Origin of the sequence: Microbacterium sp. (genome assembly GCF_035277845.1) — a bacterium.
Taxonomy (GTDB): domain Bacteria; phylum Actinomycetota; class Actinomycetes; order Actinomycetales; family Microbacteriaceae; genus Microbacterium.
On the sequence record NZ_DATEJS010000045.1, the window covers coordinates 1 to 17,306 of the forward strand.

Genomic DNA, 17,306 nt, shown 5'->3' on the forward strand with positions numbered 1-17,306 from the left:
CTCTTCAGATCGTTCATGGTCGCGGAGTGGGCGCCCGCCACGTCGTAGCGCACGCCGTGGCGCACCCAGTCGCCGTCCACGGCCCGGTGCCATCCGGTGACGATGTGCCGGTCGTTGCGCAGACGCAGCCCGATGACGGTCCCCGGCTCGGCGGGCTCCCGCCAGTGCGTGCGGATGCCGCCCGCATAGCTGTGCATCGAACCGCCGTCCCAGCCCATCCCGAAGAACATCCGGTCGTTGAAGTACAGCAGCAGCCCGCCCTGCGCGGATGCGGCCTGCGCGGCTTCCGGCACCTCGAGTTCGACCTCCACCTCGTACGACTCGTCCATCGCCCACGCGGTCAGCGGCGACGAGTCGGCGGGGCCGGAGCCCTTGCCGCGCAGCGCGAGACCGTCGTCGAAGCAGGCCCGGGCCGTCTCGTCACGCCCCGGGTTGTCGAACACCCAGCGCTCGCCCCACGCGGGGGCGGTGAAATCGTCGGACGGCGCCGGCACCGCGGCGGGCTGCGTGCCGGTGCGCGGCATCCGCTGCGGCGCCCCGAGGTCGCGTGCGGGCGCGGTCGGCCAGTCGTCCTCGGTCCATTCGATCGGCTCGAGCAGGGCCTGGCGGCCGAGCGTGCGGTAGCCGTTGCGGTAGCCGTGCGACACCATGAACCAGGCATCCCCGGGACCCTGCAGGATCGTCGCGTGTCCGCGGGACCACCAGTCCTCGTCCGCGGACCACGTGCGGGCGATGGGGTTGCCGGGCGCGTTCTCCCACGGCCCCAGCACCGAGCGCGAACGCGCGACGATCACCATGTGCCCGGTCGCGGGTCCCCCGGTGCCGCCGACCGCGCTGACGAGGTAGAACCAGTCGCCGCGGCGGAAGAGCTTCGGGCCCTCGAGGGCGTACGCCTCGGTGATCCACTCGTCCGGATAGCGCCAGCCGTCGTAGGCGGGCTCCAGCTCGGTGACGGCGCGCAGGCCTGCGGCATCCAGCCGGCAGCGGCGGATGCCGTTGACGAACAGGTATCGCTCGCCGTCTTCGCCGACGACATGCCCGGGGTCGATCGCCCCGGAGATCCCGGTGTACACCGGCTCGCTCCACGGCCCGGCGGGGTGATCGGCGTGGATGACCCACACCTGGGCGTCGTCGACGGCATCCGACCAGCCGCTCGGGATGAACGGGATATAGATGAAATAGCGGCCGTCGTGCTCGACGAGGTCGGGTGCGAACACGGTGCTGAGCGGCTTGTCCAGGGCGCACGTGACGAACGTCCAGTTGACGAGGTCGGGCGAGCGCCAGATGGTCAAGCCGGGTGCCGCGTCGAACGAGGAGTACGTCAGGTAGTACTCGTCGCCGACCCGCAGCACGCTCGGGTCGGGCCTGTCCCCCGGCAGCACGGGGTTGCGGAAGGTGCCGTCCCCCAGGTCCGGGGCCGGTCGCGCGGTGTCGTTCATTCCCGGATCAGCCCTTGAGTCCGCCGGCGTAGCCCTGGATGAAGCGCCTCTGCGCGAACGCGTAGAACGCGAGGATCGGGATCATCGAGACGATCACCACGGCGAAGATCAGGTTCCACTGCGACACGAGGGAGCCGACGTAGCTGTACATCACCACCGGCAGAGTCTGGAATGCGGTGCCGTTCAGGAAGATGAGCGCGGTGAAGAAGTCGTTCCAGACGATGAGCCCGGCGAGGATCGCCACGGTGCCGGTGGCCGGCGACATCAGCGGGAACACGATGCGCCAGAACACCTGGTACCGGTTGGCGCCGTCGATGACGGCCGCCTCCTCGTACTCGAGGGTGAGGTTGCGGAAGAAGTTGGCGTACAGGAACACCGACAGCGGCAGCAGCATCCCGGTGTAGATGAGGATCATGCCCCACGGATTGCCGACGAGCCCCACGTTGCGCGCGCCGATGTACAGCGGCAGGGTGCCGAGCTGCGTCGGCAGGATGATCGCGACGAGGAACAGGTAGAACGCGCGCCGGCTCCAGCGGCTCGTCGAGCGGGCCAGGGCGTAGGCCGCGAGCGAGCCGAGCACGACGAGCAGAACGATGCAGCCCGCGGTGATCACGACGCTCCACAGCAGGCCGCCCCAGATGTTGCCGGACGAGTCCGAGGACGGCGACAGCAGCTGCACGAAGTTGTCGATCGTGGGCTGCTTCGGGGGCGCGACGGCGGCGGTGCTGGTGATCTCGGGCAGGGTCTTGAACGAGCCCATGAGCAGGATCCAGAAGGGCAGCAGCAGCACGGCCGTCGCCAGGATCGTGATGATCTCGACGGTGAGGGTCTTCTTGGTGTAGCGGAACACGGCTCACGCCTCCTTCTCGGAGCGATCGCGCGTCGCCCACTGCTGTGCGATGGAGAACACCAGGATCAGCAGGCTGAGCACGAGCGCGAGCGCGGCGCCGAACCCGAACTGCTGGTAGGTGAACGCCTCCTGGTACACCTCGAGGGCGAGGGTCTGGGTGGCGCCGGCCGGGCCGCCGGCGGTGAGCGCGACCACCTGGTCGAACACGCGCAGGCCCTGCACCAGGGTGAGGGTGGTCGCGATGGCGACCGAGGGCTGGATCATCGGCAGCACGACGTAGCGGAAGCGGCGGAACACCCCGGCGCCGTCCAGGGCGGCGGCCTCCTCCAGCTCCACCGGCACCGTCGCCAGCCCGGCGAGGTAGGTGACCATGATGAACCCGATGTTCTGCCACACCATCACGATCAGCACGCACCAGAGCGCGAGGCCGGGACTGGCGAGCCAGTTCACCTTCGGCTGCCCGATCGCGACGAGGAACTGATTGAGTGGGCCGTTGTAGTCGAAGATGAACTTCCAGATGTACGACACCGCGATCGGGCTCACCACGACGGGCATGAACACGAGGGTGCGCAGGATGTAGCGGGACTTCAGGCCCCGGTTGAGCGCGAGCGCGAACAGCAGCCCGAAGACGTTCGTGAACACGAGGAAGCCAAACGCGAGGAACAGGGTGTTCCGCAGCGACCCGACGAGCTCGGGGGTCTGGAAGATCTTGACGAAGTTCTGGATGCCGATGAAGTCGAAGCCGCCGACGCCCGACCAGTTGGTGAAGGCGAAGAACCCGCCCGCGACCGTCGATGCGTAGATCACGATCAGCATCAGCACGAGGGCGGGCAGCGCCCACCACCACGAGCCGAGCCTCACGTGGTGCGACTTCGTGCGCGGCCCGCGCTTCGCGTCCCGACCGCGTGCCCCGGCGGTCGTGACCACCTCGGTCTGCGTCACCATCTGCGTCACCATCGATTCGTTCCCGTCATCCGTGAGCGGCGGCCGGCTCGCTCGGGAGCCGGCCGCCGGGGGCGTGGATCAACCCCAGTCGGAGTCCATCTGCTGAAGCACCTGCTTGACGGTCATCTGACCGGTGAGGATGCCCTGCACCCCGCTGCCGAGATCGGTGTACACCTTCGGGTTCGGCCAATCCAGCGACGGGTAGCCGCGCACGGTGCCGGACACGATGTAGTCCTTGACGGTCTGGTACTGCGGCAGCAGCGGCGTGGACGACGTGGCGCCCACGGGGATGGCACCGACCGACTTCGCGTAGTTCTCCTGCCCGGCGGGCGAGAGGATGTACTTCAGGAACGCGGCGGCCAGCTTCGGGCTCTTCGTCTTGGCGCTGGCGGCGACGGACTGGTCGGCGCTGACCGCCAGGTACGTCTTCGTGCCGGCAGGAGCCGGAACGGGCAGGATCACGAGCTTCACGTGACCGCCTGCGGCATCCATGATCTCCTTGGCGGCGCCGCTGGGGGCGAAGAAGCCGAGCACCTTGCCCGACGACGCGTTGTTGGTGATGGCGTCGAAGCCGGCGCTGGTGGCGCCGTCCTGGAAGCATCCCGCGTCGTACATCTTCTTGATCGATTCCAGAGCCGTCGTCCAGCCGGGCGTGCCCGCGAACGTTGTCTTGCCCGCCGCCCGCTGCGTGTTCCAGTTCGCATCCGAGCCGTACACGGTGGAGGCCGCGAGGGTCAGGGCCAGGAACCCGGTGTTGGCGGGCTGGCTGCCGGCGAGGGCGTAGACGGCCTTGCCGTGCGAGCGGGCTACCGAGCAGGCCGAGAGCACGTCGTCGAGGGTGGAGGAGGCGTTGATGTCCACGCCGACGGACTTCGCGAGGTCGTCGTTGTAAATCGATCCGTACACCTGGGTGCCGAGCGGCACGCCGTACGCCTTGCCGTTGTAGACCCAGAGGTTCTTCTGGGAGGCCGGCAGCGCGTCGATCACCGACGGGTCGCTGATGCCGAGCGCGAGACCCGACTTGGCCCACGGGATGATCGAGTGGGCCTGGCCGGTGCCGCCCTCGGCGTAGAACGTGTCCGGGGCGTTGCCGCCCTGAACCCGGGTGGCCAGTGCTGTCGGGTAGCTCTCGGACGGGAGGTTCAGCGGCGTCACCGTGACACCCTTGTGCGTCTTCTCGAATCCGGTGGCGAGCGCGGTGTACGCGGCCTTGTCCTGGTCGTTGGTGGCGCCGAAGGCGAACGAGATGGTCTGCGGTTCGGGGCCGCTGGCCGCACTGCTGCCGGAGCATCCGGCGAGGATGAGGGACCCCGCGACGAGCGGGGCGGCGAACAGGCCGATCCGCATCCGCGAACGGAGATGCTGTGTCATGTCCAGCCTTTCTGACTTCGTTGTCGGCGACTCGTCCATTCGAGGGGCCGTGCTGTGGCATCAGTATTGCAAGCATGCGACGGAAACACACATAAGTCTTCTCGATATGAGACATAACCCAGAGCGAGGCAAAGGATTGTCCTTCTGAACTGGTCTTTCTCGCATCCTTCAGGCTGACGACCGGTATCACTCCGGCTGATACAGTGAACGCACCCCGCCGCCTCCACCGAAGGATCATGCGGAAGTGCCCGATCATCTGCTGCTGTCCCGGCTCGATCTCAACCTGCTCGTCTCGCTCGATGCGCTGCTCACCGAGCGCAGCGTCACCCGGGCCGCCGAGCGGCTGCACCTCAGCCAGCCCGCTCTGAGCGCGTCCCTCGCGCGACTGCGCACCCACTTCGGCGACCCGATCCTCGCCCGCCGCGGCAACACGTACGAACTGACGCCGCTCGCCCTGCGCCTGGCGGACCACACGACCACCGCCCTGGAGGCGGCGCGACGCGTCTTCGAGAGCCAGGCGAGCTGGGACCCGGCGGAGTCGGTGCGCGAGTTCTCGATCTACGGCTCGGACTACGGGTTCACCACCATCGGCCGGGTCGTCTCAGAGCTCGCGGCACAGCGCGCACCGGGGGTGCACTTCCGGTTCCTGCTGCACAATCCGACCGTCGTCGAGGATGCCGCCAATCGCCTGCGGTCCGTCGACGGCATGGTGATCCCGCACGGGTTCCTCACCGACCTCCCCTTCGTCGACGTGTGGCAGGACGAGTGGGTCGCCATCGTGGCCGACTCGAACGACGCCGTGGGCGACGCGCTCTCGCGCGAGCAGATGTCGAGCCTTCCGTGGGTGATGAACTACCAGAGCCGGTCGGCGTTCACCTCCGCCGAGCGTCAGGTGCAGCAGCTCGGCATCGAGCCGAACGTCGAGGTGATCGTGGAGAGCTTCCTGGCGATCCCGCACTTCATCGCGGGCACGCAGCGCGTGGGCATCATCCACTCCGCACTCGTGCCGCTCGCCGAGCGCGCAGCCGGCGTGCGCGTCGTCGGCCTGCCCTTCACGCCGACGCCGGTGGTCAACGCGCTGTGGTGGCATCCCGTGCACGGGCACGACCCCGAGCACGAGTGGATGCGGGCGCTGTTCGCCGAGGCCGGCCGCATCGTGCAGGCCGGCGAGCACGTCTGAGCGCGGGTCCGCGCCGACCTTGGAGAATCGCCCGCGAGTCGGATGCCGCCCCCCGGATCCCTCCGACTGCGCGCGGATTCTCCGCACGTCACGCAGTCGAGCTCACGCCCGGATCCAGTCCGCGATCGCCTCGACCGTGGGCAGCGCGGTCGGATCGGCCGGCTCGTTGATGTGCGCGTGGTCGGCATCGGGCTCGAGGCGAAGCGTCACGTCGACACCGGATGCCCGAAGCAGTTCGGCGAACGCCTCGCCCGAGGGTCGCAGTCCGTCGAGCTCGCAGACGACCACGATCGTGCGCGGGAACCCGTCACCCGAGCCGAGTCCCGCGAACGCGTGCGGGTCGCGCAGCGCCTCGGGCGTTCCCACGTAGTTGAGGGACATCTGCGCGTGGATGGAGCCGGGGTCGGGCAACGCGCCCGGGTTGCCCCCGTCGGGATGCGCGACCGGATACACGAGCACGAGTCCCGCCGGTCCGTCCGCGCCGGCATCCCGCAGCTGTGCGGTGACACCGGACGTGAGCGCCCCGCCGGCGCTCGCGCCGCCCAGGTGCAGCGCGTCGGCGTCGACGCCGAGCAGCTCGACGGCGTGCGCCCGGGCGTGCCGCCACGCCGCGATGACGTCCTGCGACGGCACCGGGTGGTGCACGTCCCCGAGGCACTTCGTGTAGTCGACGGCGAAGACGGGGATGCCGCGCGCCGCGAGCTCCAGCGCCACCCAGTTCGACTCCGGCATGTCCAGGTACCCGCCGATGAAGGCGCCGCCGTGCACCCAGACGAGCGCGCGTCCGGAGGGCGCGGCATCCGGATCCCGGTAGACGCGGGCGGGCTGGGGCCCGTGCGGGCTCTCGACGACCAGGTCGCGGGTCTGCACCCCGGCCAGTCGCGGGAACCGGCGCCGCAGCGATGCCGTGTCGATGTCGGGGCGCGGGTCGGCAGGCTCGCCGTGCTCGCGCAGCCAGCGCAGGGCCTCGGGCAGCGGCATGCTGCGCAGGTCGGCGGTCTCGGTCATGGGGTTCCTCCAGGTGTCGGGGCGGGCTGGAGCGATCGCATCGTGCGGCGGATCAGGTCGTGCTGCTTTCGCACGAGCACGAGGGGGTCGACCTCGCCGAGCTCGGCGAACGCATGGCCCTCCCACTCGCTCGACCAGTAACCGCGGTAGCCGCCCTCGACGAACACCCGAACCAGCTCCGGGTAGTCGATCGCGGGCTCCTGGCCGTGCTCGTCGATGTCGTAGAACTTCGCGTGCACGTGCAGGATCTGCGGCATGATGTCCGCCCATTCGCGCGGGTCGACGTGCCCGTGCATGTTGAAGGCGAGGTGCGCGAACGAGCCGAGCCGCCCGGGATCGACGTCGCGCCCGCGCAGGTAGCCGATGAATTCCTCCTGCCGCTCACGCATCGAGGCATCCGTCGCCCAGATCTGCTGCAGGCGGTCCACCGCCTCGTCGTCGAGCCCGGCCCGGCGCACGGCACGCAGCAGGGTCGGCGACATGGCGCGCATGGTCGAGGAGAAGTCGGCGACGAAGCCGAGCAGCGGCGAGTCGAGCTCGGCATACGTCTCGCGCACCCGCAGGATCGGCTCGGCGTTCGGCCCCATCGGCGCGTGGATCTCGTAGGCGAGCTTCAGGTCGAGCCGCTCGGCGACCGGCAGCAGGCGCCGCAGCAGCTCGGGCTTGGCGGACTGGATGCGCACGAGCGGAAAGCCGAGCTTCGCGGCCCCGCGGAACATCAGCTCGCTGAACTCGAACTCCTCGTCCGGGGTCATGTCGCGGTCGCGACGGCGGCCCATGTCGAGGTTCGCGCCGAACGAGCTCGCGTCGAACCCGTGGCGGTCGAACGCGTCGCGCCAGGTGCGCGCGAACTCGTCGGAGACGACCGGGTAGGTCGGCACGACCTGCGAGGCGACGATCTCGATGCCCGGTCCGATGCCGAGCTCGGCGACGCGGTCGAGCAGCCCGTCGAAGTCGTACCATCCGGCACGGAACTCGGCGCTGGCCGAATAGAGGGTCAGCCCGAGCCGGAACGGGTCCTCGTCGGTCACCGGCGGCGGAGCCGCGACTCCCGATTCGAGCACCGGCACCGGGGCATCCCGATCCGTCGCGGTCAGCAGCAGCTGCTGGTGCACGATGTTCGGCACGTACATGCCGCGGCCGCCGTCCTGCCCGGGCGCGATCTGCATGTAGGGCAGGCGCAGCTCGCCGTGGACGACGACGTCGTGCGTCTCGCCGAGCACGATCGCCGGATCGCGGCGCACCACGAGCAGCGGATGCGACTGCAGGTACCAGAGCACGTCGCTCTGCGCCGGCAGGTCGGCGATCGCGTAGCGGGTGCCGTCGAGCTCGAACGCGAGGTCGGCTTCGGGCACGTCGACGCCGTCGATCGTGAGGCGGATGGTGCCGACCGACGAGAGCCACAGGCTCCGGTACCACGGGATGGTGAGCGCGATCGCGGCGCCCTCCGGGTGGACGCGCAGGCTCGCGTCGTCGATGAGTCCGTTGGGCATGTCAGGTCCTGTTCTCGGGCACGGGTGTCCGCTCGGCGGCGAGGGATCGGATGAGGGCGTGCTGGCGACGCAGCTGGTCGGCGGCGCGGTAGGGCTCGTGGTGCCCCTCGTACTCGCTGGAGAACCACCCGGTGTAACCGGCATCCAATGCGACGTCGAGGATCTCGCGCCACGGGATGTAGTGGTCGACGAGGTCGTCGTCGATCTCGTAGAACTTCGCCTGGAAGTAGACGGTGTGCTCCATCACCTCGGCCAGGTCCGCCACGGGCACGAACGGCACCTCCGGCGGGCGGGCCGTGCCGTCTCCCATCCGGAACGACGCGCTGCCGCCCCGGCGGCTGTACCGCTGCACGTCGAAGACGCCGGTGTCGATGAGCAGTCCGAACTGCGTGGTGCCGGTGCGCTGCTTGAACTCCAGGTATTCCTCGACGACCGGGGATGCGATCACGGTCGGCCAGTGGATCTCGGGGCAGATGACGATGCCGAGGTCTCCGGCGAGCTCCAGATTGCGCTCGACCGCCTCCTGCCAGATCGGGTCGACCTGCAGGTCTCCGGTGATCACGCCGATCTTGGGGCGCACGAACGAGAAGCCGAGCCGGGAGGCCAGTCGCAGGTCGAGCTCGAGCTGCGCCGCCCCCTCCTGCGCGGTCATGCCCCGCCCGGGGAAGCGCCGGGTGTCGATCCACGATCCGTAGAGGGTCGGGGTGAGGCCCAGGCGCTCGTTGCGCGCGAACCACGCGTCGATCCAGGCGGCGGGCGGGTCCGGGTAGTCGGCGATGTGCCCCTCGCCGAGGATCTCGAGGCCGGTGGCGCCGAGGTCCGCGACATCCTCGATGCAGTCCTCCACGGTCATCGTCACGCCGATGTCCTCGGTGTAGCTGTACAGGGAGACGCCGAGGCCGAAGGGCAGGTCCTGCGTGCTCACTTGACGATCACCACCGTGCGGTTCGCGGTCCAGATCGAGGGCTGCAGCTCCTCGGGGATGTACGACATGCGCAGCCGCAGCTCGAGGGTGACGTCGTGGATGCCGCGGGCAAGTCCGCCGGCCTTCGGCACGGTGAGCACGGCGGGGACGTCCATCGGCCAGCGGGCATCGGAGGATGCCTGCAGCTGCGCGAATGAGTAGTCGCCGGTGGGCAGGGTCCAGCGGATGTCGTCTCCGGCGAACTCCTCGCCGTCGACGGTCACCGTGGGCTTCTCGATGAGGCTGCCCCAGAGACCCCGGTAGTACGGGCTGCGCACCCGCAGCTGGAAGCCGGTGGGGGCGTCCTGCGGGCCGATGTTGCGGAACCCGGCCGCTTGGATGAGCTGTTCTTCGAGCATGTCGGTCCTTTCGGGTCAGCGGGATGCCGCACCGGCGGCGACGCGGGCCGTCAGGTCGGCGGCGGCCCGGCGCGCACCGCGCACGGCGAGCGCGACGCTGGTCAGGGTGGGGTTCATGGTGTTCGCGGTGGGGATCAGCGCGTTCCCGCCGACGACGAGGTTCTCGGTGCCCCACACGCGCGAGTACGGGTCCGCGACCGACGTGCCGTCGTCGGCGGCGCCCATCCGCATCGTGCCCATGTAGTGCAGGCTCGACCCGTTCGGCAGCAGCCGGGGCTCGGCGACGAAGGTGCCGAGAGCCGCGCCGGCCCGGCGCAGGTGGGCGGTGGCATCCGCGATCTCGGCGTCCTCGGCATCCGTCAGCGCGTACTCGATCGTCATGTTCGGGAACCCGGCGTAGTCGAGTTCGCCGTCGTCGAAGCGCACGCCGTCCTCGGCGCGCGGGAGCTTGCGCACCCCGTAGCCCATGTTCACGTAGCCCCACTTGTTGCCGGCGGCCGGGTGGGCCGGATCGAGCGGGAACGGCGGGTTCTCGGCGTACATCACCTGCAGCGAGAACGGGTGGTCGGGCTCCGAGAACGGGATGCGGTTGACCGCCGCGACAGGGTCGGCGGCGTGCTGCGCGCGGCGGGCGAGCTCGGCGGCGAGCTGCGCGTCGTCGACGAGTCCGCCCATGCGGTCGCCGTCGAGCGCGACCGTGCTGATGACGACGTGATGCTCGGTGAGGTAGCGGCCGAGCGCGGCGGGGCGGATGCCGGATGCCCAGAGCAGCTGCGGCGAGCGGAAGGCGTCCGCGGCGACCACGACGAGGTCGGCGGGCACGAACGCGGTCTCGTGGCTGCGGAGGTCCTCGACGGTGACGCCGCTGACGACGCCCTGTTCGTGCTCGACCCGGCGCACCAGGGTGAGGTCGCGCAGCTCGAACCGCGCGGACTCCGGCGTGCCCGGCTCGATGAGCGGGCCGAGCACGACGTCGGCGCCGGCCCAGACCATGGTGCCGTCCGGCTGCGGGTCGCCGGCGACGGGGAGCGTGCCCACCCCGTATCCCTCGGGCAGTTCGGCGCCGAACTCGTCGTCGAGCAGCGACCGGATCGCGTTCCCGATGGGCGAGTCGGCGAAGGCCGCGCCCTGCACGTGCAGCAGGTGCTGCGCCACGGCGATGAGGTCGTCCCACTCGTCGTCGGGGATGAAGGGGACCTTCTCGCTGAATGCCGGAGCGGGGGTGGCGCAGGTCCAGTGCGCGCCCTGTCCCCCGACGTTCGTCGCCCCGGCCGCGGCCGGGAAGGTCGGCGCGTGCGCGGAGCCCTCGCCGCCGAAGTCGAGCAGGAACGTGCCCTGGCGTGCGGTGAACATGCCTTCCACGACGGCTCCGGCGGGGATGCCGAGCGACTCGCGGAACGCTCCGGACTGCGGCCCCTGCGACTTCTCGCGCGCCCGGGCCTTCTCGTCGGGGTCCGCGATGTTGCGCACGCTCGCCCCGGCGCGCGGCGTGAGCTGCGGGCCGGCTTCGAACATGATCACGCGGGCCTCGGGCAGCGTCTCGAGCAGCACGCGCGCGTACGCCGAGCCGATGGGTCCGCTGCCGACGACGGCGATGGTGGGGTTCATGGGCATGGGGCTTCCTCTCCTCGCGCTCAGACGGCGATGGACTCGGTGGGGGCGGGTGACGGCTCGTGCGCGTCGGCGAGTCGCCCCGCCGGGAGCAGCACGGACGCGACGATGCCGGCGACGTAGACGACCGCGAGCACGCCGAAGATCGGGGCGAGCACGTCGCTGTAGATCGTGGCGATCTGCGCCTGCACGGCCGGGGCGGCGGCGTGCACGAGCGACGGGGTGAGGGCTGCGGCATCCATCCCGTGCGGCAGCGCGACGGCGACGCCGACCCCGACCACACCGCCGATGACCGCGGTCGCGACGGTGGAGCCGACCTGACGGACGAGATTGACGGTCGCCGTCACCGAGCCGGTCTCGGCGGCGGGTGCGGCGCTCTGCACCACCGCGACGATGAGGCTCATGAACGCTCCGGTTCCGACGCCGACGACCGCCATCGCCGCCATCGGCACCCACAGCGCGAGCCCGACCGGCAGCACGGCCATGACGCCCAGCCCGGCGGCGCCGAGCGTCGTGCCGACGAGGGCGAACACGCGGTAGTGCCCGGTGCGGCTCGCGAGCCAGCCGCTGGTCAGGTTGCCGACGAGCATCCCGAACACCGTCGCGATCGGCACGAGTCCGGAGATCGTCGCGCTCGTGCGGTACGCCATCTGGAAGTACGTGGGCAGATACGCCGTGATCGAGAAGAGGCCGACGCCGACGATCGCGGAGATCGCCGTGCCGACGGCCATGGTGCGGTTCGTGAACAGTCGCAGGTGCACGATGGGCTCGGCCGCGCGCATCTCGGCGAGCAGGAACCCCGCGAGGCCGATCGCGGCGATCGCGAAGGCCGACACGCTCGCCGGGCCGTCGGCTCCGATCCACGTGACGGCGAGCACGAGGGCGACGAGCCCGATGGTGAGGGTCACCGCGCCGGCGGTGTCGAAGCGTCCCCGGACGGTGCGGGCCACGTGCGGGATCGCGAAGACCGCGAGCGCGAGTGCCAGGATGCCGACGGGGGCGTTCACCCAGAACACCCAGGGCCATCCCCAGTAGTCGGTGATGAGGCCGCCGAGCACGGGCCCGATGAGGATCGCGACCGGGAAGGCGGCGCCGATGATCGCCAGGTACTTGGGGCGCTGTCGCGGGGTCGTCGCCACGGCGATGATCGTCTGGGACATCAGCTGGAGCCCCGCGGAGCTCATCCCCTGCACGACGCGCGCGGCGATCAGCCAGGCGAAGTCGTGCGCGAAGCCGCAGGCGACGGACGACAGGATGAACGTGGTGAGGGATGCCAGGAACACGGCCCGCGGACCGACCCGGTCGCCGAGCGTGCCGAGCACGGGCAGCAGCACCGTGCTCGCGAGCGTGTACCCGACGACGATCCAGCTCATGTGCTCGAGGGCGCCGAGCTGACCGGCGACGGTCGCGAGCGCGGTGGTGACGACGGTGTTGTCGAGGGCTCCCAGAAAGGAGACGGTCAGCAGCGAGACGACGAGGAGTCGGAATCTCAGAGGCGAAAGCGGCATTCGATCTGCCCGATCGATCGGGCCGTCGACGCGACGGGGTGTGCCCTCGACGCGTCGTCACGTGAGGAACGGGTCCGTGGACCCCAACGTCATGTCGATTCTAGGCGATCTTTAGTCGTAAAGCAACCTAAGTGGGTCGGACTCCCGCTCGCGCGCCGCTACGACCTGGCCGCGGCGTCCGCGGCCGATCGGTACGCCTCGAGGATCTCCGGCCTCGTGTCGACCGCCGGGGTCGCCGCCACGGGCACGGCCCAGTCCGGTCGTTCCCCGGTCAGCGCCCACGCGGCCTGACGAGCCGCGCCGAGGGCCACATACTCGCCCGGCGTCGGCACGGTCACCGGCACGTCGAACACCTGCGCCGCGATCTGCGCGACCGCCGGGTTCTGCGCCGCACCGCCGATGAGGCGGATGCGGTGCGCCTGCACGCCGAGAGTGCGGATCGCTTCGAGCCCGAGCGCGAGGGAGCACAGCATCCCCTCGATCGCCGCCCGGGCGAGGTGAGGACGGGTCGTCGTCGCGAGCGACAGCCCCGACACGGATGCCCGGGCATCGGGCAGGTTCGGGGTGCGCTCGCCTTCGAACCAGGGGACGAGCACCACGCCGCTGGAGCCCGGGGGCGCCAGCAGGGCGAGCGCGCCGAGCTCGTCGTGCGTCACGTCGAGGAGTCCCGCGACGGCATCGAGCACCCGCGCGGCGTTGAGCGTCGCGATGAGGGGAAGAGAGCCGCCGGCGGCATCCGCGAACCCGGCGACCGTGCCGGAGGCGTCGGCGACCGGGGCATCCGTCACGGCGAACACCGTGCCCGAGGTGCCGAGCGAGACGACGACGTCCCCGGGCCGGGCGTCGAGTCCGAGCGCCGCGGCGGCGTTGTCCCCGGCCCCGGCGCCGACCACGAGACTCCCTGCGCGCACGCTGCCGGCCGGCTCGAGCACCCGGGGCAGCACGGCGTCGTGACCGAGGGCGCGGGTGAGCAACTCGTGGTCGTAGCCGTCCGGACCCCAGTAGGCGGTGCCGGAGGCGTCCGAGCGGTCGGTGACGAGCTCATCGAGCTGCGGAGCATCCGGGCCGAAGCCGCGCAGCCGCCAGGTCAGCCAGTCGTGCGGCAGGGCGACGGCGGCGACCCGCGCGGCATGCGCCGGTTCCGCATCCCGCAGCCAGCGCAGCTTCGTCGCGGTGAAGGATGCCACCGGCACGACGCCCGTGCGGCGCGCGTACTCCGCGGCGCCGACCTCGTCGACGAGCGCGGCCGCGGCCTCCGCCGAGCGGGTGTCGTTCCACAGCAGCGCCGGCCGGATGACCCGTCCCTGCGCGTCGAGCACCACCATCCCGTGCTGCTGCCCGCCGATCGAGACCGCCGCGACGTCGTCGAGCCCGCCGGCATCCGCGATGGCCGCCTGCAGCGCGACCCACCACGCCTCCGGGTCGACCTCGGTGCCGGCGGGGTGCGCCGCACGCCCGGTTCGGACGATCTCGCCCGTGGCCAGGTCGACCACGACGACCTTGCAGGACTGGGTCGACGAGTCGACCCCCGCGACGAGTGTCATCGCGCTTCCTCTCGCTTCATGTTGCGTCTCCTCCCCCGTTGACTTGCCCTGGATGTACGGCACGCGCGGCGTGTCGCGTACATCCAGGGCAAGTCAACGAGGGGTTCGGGGTGTTGGGGGTGCCGGTCGGCGGGTCGGCGGGTCAGCCGCGGGCGCCCATGAGGTGCTCGGCGGCCAGCTGCTGGAGGCGGACGAAGCCGAAGCCGCGGGCGCCGAAGTAGGCGGCGGGGTCGAACTCCTCGTAGGCGGAGCGGTCGGCGAGCAGGTTGTCGTACGACTCCCCCGCGCTCAGGGTCGGCTCGCGCAGCTCCGCGACGCGGGCGGATGCCAGGGCCTCCTGCACCTCGGGGTCGGCGCGGAACGCGCGGGCCCGCTCCTTGAGCAGCAGGTACATGCGCATGTTCGCCGCGGCCGAGTCCCACACGCCGGTCTCGTCCTCGGTGCGGGACGGCTTGTAGTCGAAGTGGCGCGGGCCGTCGTAGGCCGGGCCGCCGTCCGGGCCGCCGTTCTCGAGCAGGTCGACGAGGGCGAACGCGTTGTGCAGGTCGCCGTGCCCGAACACGAGGTCCTGGTCGTACTTGATGCCGCGCTGGCCGTTGAGGTCGATGTGGAACAGCTTGCCGCGGTCGAGCGCCTGCGCGATGCCGGCGGCGAAGTTGAGTCCGGCCATCTGCTCATGCCCGACCTCGGGGTTGAGGCCGACCAGCTCCGGCCGCTCCAGCGTGTCGATGAAGGCGAGCGCGTGTCCCACGGTGGGCAGCAGGATGTCGCCGCGCGGCTCGTTCGGCTTCGGCTCGATCGCGAAGCGGATGCCGTAGCCCTTGTCGGTGACGTACTGGCCGAGCAGGTTCACGGCCTCGCGGTAGCGGTCCAGGGCCGCGCGCACGTCCTTGGCGCTGTCGTACTCGGCACCCTCGCGCCCGCCCCACATCACGAACGTCGTCGCGCCCAGCTCGACGGCGAGGTCGAGGTTGCGCAGCACCTTGCGCAGCGCGAAGCGGCGCACCGCGCGGTCGTTGGAGGTGAAGCCGCCGTCCTTGAACACCGGCGCCGAGAAGAGGTTGGTGGTGACCATCGGCACGACGAGGCCGGTGGCATCCAGCGCGCCCTTGAGCCGGTCGATCTGGGTCTGGCGCTCGGCGTCGGTCGAGCCGAAGGCGAACAGGTCGTCGTCGTGGAAGGTGAGACCGGCGGCGCCGAGCTCGGCGAGCTTCTCGACGACGTGCACGACGTCGAGCGCGGGCCGGGTCGGTCCGCCGAACGGGTCGGCGCCGTTGTAGCCGATCGTCCAGAGACCGAAGGTGAACTTGTCGTCACGCGTGGGAGTGGGGGTGGTCATGGGGGCATCCTGTTCGTCGTCGAATGGCATTTGTTGGAGCATACAACATATAATCGGACTTCTACAGTGTGGAGGGTGACGATGGACGCTGCACTCGGCGCACGCGAGTCGAATCTCGGCCGTGTGCTCCAGATCCTGCACCGGGACGGCCCGCAGTCACGAGCGACCCTGACCGAGCGCACGGGGCTGAACCGCTCGACCACGGCCAGCCTCGTCGGCGAGCTCGCCGAGCTCGGGCTGGTCGACGAGGGCGCGCCGGAGCCGACCAATCGCGTCGGGCGGCCCTCCCCCATGGCCTCGGTGAGCCCGCGCGTGGTCGCGCTGGCGGCCAACACCGAGGTCGACGCGATCACCGTCGCGGCGGTGCGCCTGGACCAGTCGGTCGCGCTGCGCGAACGGATCCCCGTCGACGGTCCCCTTTCTCCCGAGGCCGCCGCCGATGTCATCGGCGACCGTGTGCGCACCTGGCGCGCGGAGGCGCTCGCCGGCCACCGGATCGCGGGCATCGGCGTGGCCGTGCCCGGTCTCGTGCGCGTCGCCGACGGTCTCGTCCGGCAGGCCCCCCATCTGCGCTGGCGGGATGCGCCGCTGCGCGACCTCGTCGCCGGCCGCACCGGCCTGCCCGCGCACGTCGACAACGACGCGAGCCTCGGCGCCGTGGCCGAGCACCTGTACGGCGCCGCCCGCGGGATCGACCACGTGGTGTACCTCGACGGCGCCAGCGGTATCGGCGGCGGCCTCATCGTGCACGGGATGCCGGTGGGAGGCGCGGCCGGATACGCCGGCGAGTTCGGTCAGAACCGTCCCGGCATCGGCGATCCCGCCGACCGCCGATGCCCCGGCGGCGTGCTCGAGGACGAGGTGAACCGCGACCGGGTGCTCACGATGCTCGGCCTCGCGGGGATCGACGAACCGGAGCTCGCGGCGGCCATCGCGGCATCCGGCGATCCCGCCGTCCCGGCGGAACTCGCCCGGCAGTCGCGCATCCTCGCCGCGGCCCTCGCCAACGCCGTCAACGTGCTGAACCCGTCGACGGTGGTGCTCGGCGGATACCTCGCCACGCTCTGCGCCCTCGCTCCCGGCGACCTCGTCACGCAGGTGCAGGCCCAGTGCATGCCGGCCAGCGGCGAGGGCCTGCAGATCCGTCCGGCGCAGCTGGGGGTGGACCGGCAGCTCGTCGGCGCCGCGGAAGTCGCGTTCCGCGATCTGCTGCGCCTGCCGCTGCAGGCGATCGCCGCACAGTCTCGGTGAGGAAACCTCGTCGTCACGGTTCCACACCCCGGCGGGATGCTCGCTGTAAACCGCCCGAAACATTCCACTGACCGCATCGCAACATGGCCCGCGTACGGTCAGGCGGGTTCCCCCCTCTCGCCGAAAGGCTGTCGAAAGGCTTGTTGATGACTTCTTCTGGTGCTGCGAACGTCGGTGTCGTGGGCCTCGCCGTGATGGGTTCGAATCTGGCCCGGAATCTCGCGTCTCGTGAGGGGAACACGGTCGCGGTGCTGAACCGGTCCCGGGCGCGGACCGATGCGCTGCTGGTCGAGCACCCGGAGTCCGGGTTCGTGGGCACGTTCTCCTACGACGAGTTCGCGGCCGCGTTGACCGTGCCGCGCACCGCGATCATCATGGTGCAAGCCGGCGCCGGCACCGACGCCGTCATCGACGAACTCGTCCGCGTGTTCTCCCCGGGCGACA

15 protein-coding genes are annotated in these 17,306 nt (G+C 70.8%); 3 read left to right on the forward strand and 12 right to left on the reverse strand.

Annotation, left to right across the window (positions count from 1 at the left end; all coding sequences use genetic code 11):
- From VJR25_RS01690 to VJR25_RS01705, 4 genes are all read right to left on the reverse strand, one after another.
- Nucleotides 1–1,439, reverse strand: a 1,439-nt coding sequence (locus VJR25_RS01690) for a family 43 glycosylhydrolase (protein ID WP_324111868.1), incomplete at its 3' end; no start/stop codon positions are given.
- Between the two features lie 7 nt (nucleotides 1,440–1,446).
- Nucleotides 1,447–2,289 carry a carbohydrate ABC transporter permease gene (locus tag VJR25_RS01695; RefSeq protein ID WP_324111870.1) on the reverse strand — a complete coding sequence of 281 codons (843 nt, stop codon included), beginning with the start codon at nucleotides 2,287–2,289 and terminating at the stop codon, nucleotides 1,447–1,449.
- Nucleotides 2,290–2,292: 3 nt separating this feature from the next.
- Nucleotides 2,293–3,234, reverse strand: a complete 942-nt coding sequence (locus tag VJR25_RS01700) for a sugar ABC transporter permease (RefSeq protein ID WP_324111872.1) — start codon at nucleotides 3,232–3,234, stop codon at nucleotides 2,293–2,295.
- 78 nt (nucleotides 3,235–3,312) lie between these two features.
- Nucleotides 3,313–4,605, reverse strand: coding sequence for an ABC transporter substrate-binding protein (locus tag VJR25_RS01705; protein WP_324111874.1), 1,293 nt, complete (start codon nucleotides 4,603–4,605; stop codon nucleotides 3,313–3,315).
- 244 nt (nucleotides 4,606–4,849) lie between these two features.
- On the opposite strand from VJR25_RS01705, the gene VJR25_RS01710 reads away from it, so the two are divergent.
- Nucleotides 4,850–5,785, forward strand: a complete 936-nt coding sequence (locus tag VJR25_RS01710) for a LysR family transcriptional regulator (RefSeq protein ID WP_324111877.1) — start codon at nucleotides 4,850–4,852, stop codon at nucleotides 5,783–5,785.
- 102 nt (nucleotides 5,786–5,887) lie between these two features.
- Here the strand turns inward: VJR25_RS01710 and VJR25_RS01715 are convergent, their stop codons facing one another.
- The 8 genes from VJR25_RS01715 to xylA all read right to left on the reverse strand — a co-directional run bounded on the left by VJR25_RS01715 (nucleotide 5,888) and on the right by xylA (nucleotide 15,611).
- Complete coding sequence (locus tag VJR25_RS01715) at nucleotides 5,888–6,793, reverse strand: alpha/beta hydrolase (RefSeq protein WP_324111879.1); 906 nt, start codon at nucleotides 6,791–6,793, stop codon at nucleotides 5,888–5,890.
- Nucleotides 6,790–8,286 carry a C-glycoside deglycosidase beta subunit domain-containing protein gene (locus tag VJR25_RS01720; protein ID WP_324111881.1) on the reverse strand — a complete coding sequence of 499 codons (1,497 nt, stop codon included), beginning with the start codon at nucleotides 8,284–8,286 and terminating at the stop codon, nucleotides 6,790–6,792. Before VJR25_RS01720 ends, VJR25_RS01715 begins: the two co-directional genes overlap by 4 nt.
- A gap of 1 nt (nucleotide 8,287) precedes the next feature.
- The gene (locus tag VJR25_RS01725; RefSeq protein ID WP_324111883.1) at nucleotides 8,288–9,211 is read right to left on the reverse strand and encodes a sugar phosphate isomerase/epimerase family protein; all 924 of its coding nucleotides are present in this window, start codon (nucleotides 9,209–9,211) and stop codon (nucleotides 8,288–8,290) included.
- The gene (locus VJR25_RS01730) at nucleotides 9,208–9,609 is read right to left on the reverse strand and encodes a C-glycoside deglycosidase beta subunit domain-containing protein (protein ID WP_324111885.1); all 402 of its coding nucleotides are present in this window, start codon (nucleotides 9,607–9,609) and stop codon (nucleotides 9,208–9,210) included. The genes VJR25_RS01725 and VJR25_RS01730 overlap by 4 nt, the downstream gene beginning before the upstream one ends.
- Before the next feature lie 15 nt (nucleotides 9,610–9,624).
- Nucleotides 9,625–11,223: a GMC oxidoreductase gene (locus VJR25_RS01735; RefSeq protein ID WP_324111887.1), complete on the reverse strand. Its 1,599-nt coding sequence runs from the start codon at nucleotides 11,221–11,223 to the stop codon at nucleotides 9,625–9,627.
- Between the two features lie 20 nt (nucleotides 11,224–11,243).
- Entirely contained in the window at nucleotides 11,244–12,728 is a 1,485-nt protein-coding gene (locus VJR25_RS01740) for an MFS transporter (RefSeq protein WP_324111889.1), read from the reverse strand.
- A 158-nt stretch (nucleotides 12,729–12,886) separates the two neighbouring features.
- Nucleotides 12,887–14,272, reverse strand: coding sequence for a xylulokinase (xylB, locus tag VJR25_RS01745; RefSeq protein WP_324111891.1), 1,386 nt, complete (start codon nucleotides 14,270–14,272; stop codon nucleotides 12,887–12,889).
- Between the two features lie 142 nt (nucleotides 14,273–14,414).
- On the reverse strand, nucleotides 14,415–15,611 hold the full coding sequence (gene xylA, locus VJR25_RS01750; RefSeq protein ID WP_324111895.1) for a xylose isomerase: 1,197 nt from the start codon (nucleotides 15,609–15,611) through the stop codon (nucleotides 14,415–14,417).
- Between the two features lie 81 nt (nucleotides 15,612–15,692).
- Here xylA and VJR25_RS01755 point away from each other — a divergent pair, with 81 nt between their 5' ends.
- Both VJR25_RS01755 and VJR25_RS01760 read left to right on the forward strand, forming a co-directional pair.
- Nucleotides 15,693–16,862, forward strand: a complete 1,170-nt coding sequence (locus tag VJR25_RS01755; RefSeq protein WP_324111897.1) for an ROK family transcriptional regulator — start codon at nucleotides 15,693–15,695, stop codon at nucleotides 16,860–16,862.
- A gap of 146 nt (nucleotides 16,863–17,008) precedes the next feature.
- The coding region (locus VJR25_RS01760; RefSeq protein WP_324111893.1) for an NAD(P)-binding domain-containing protein at nucleotides 17,009–17,306 on the forward strand (298 nt) is incomplete at its 3' end.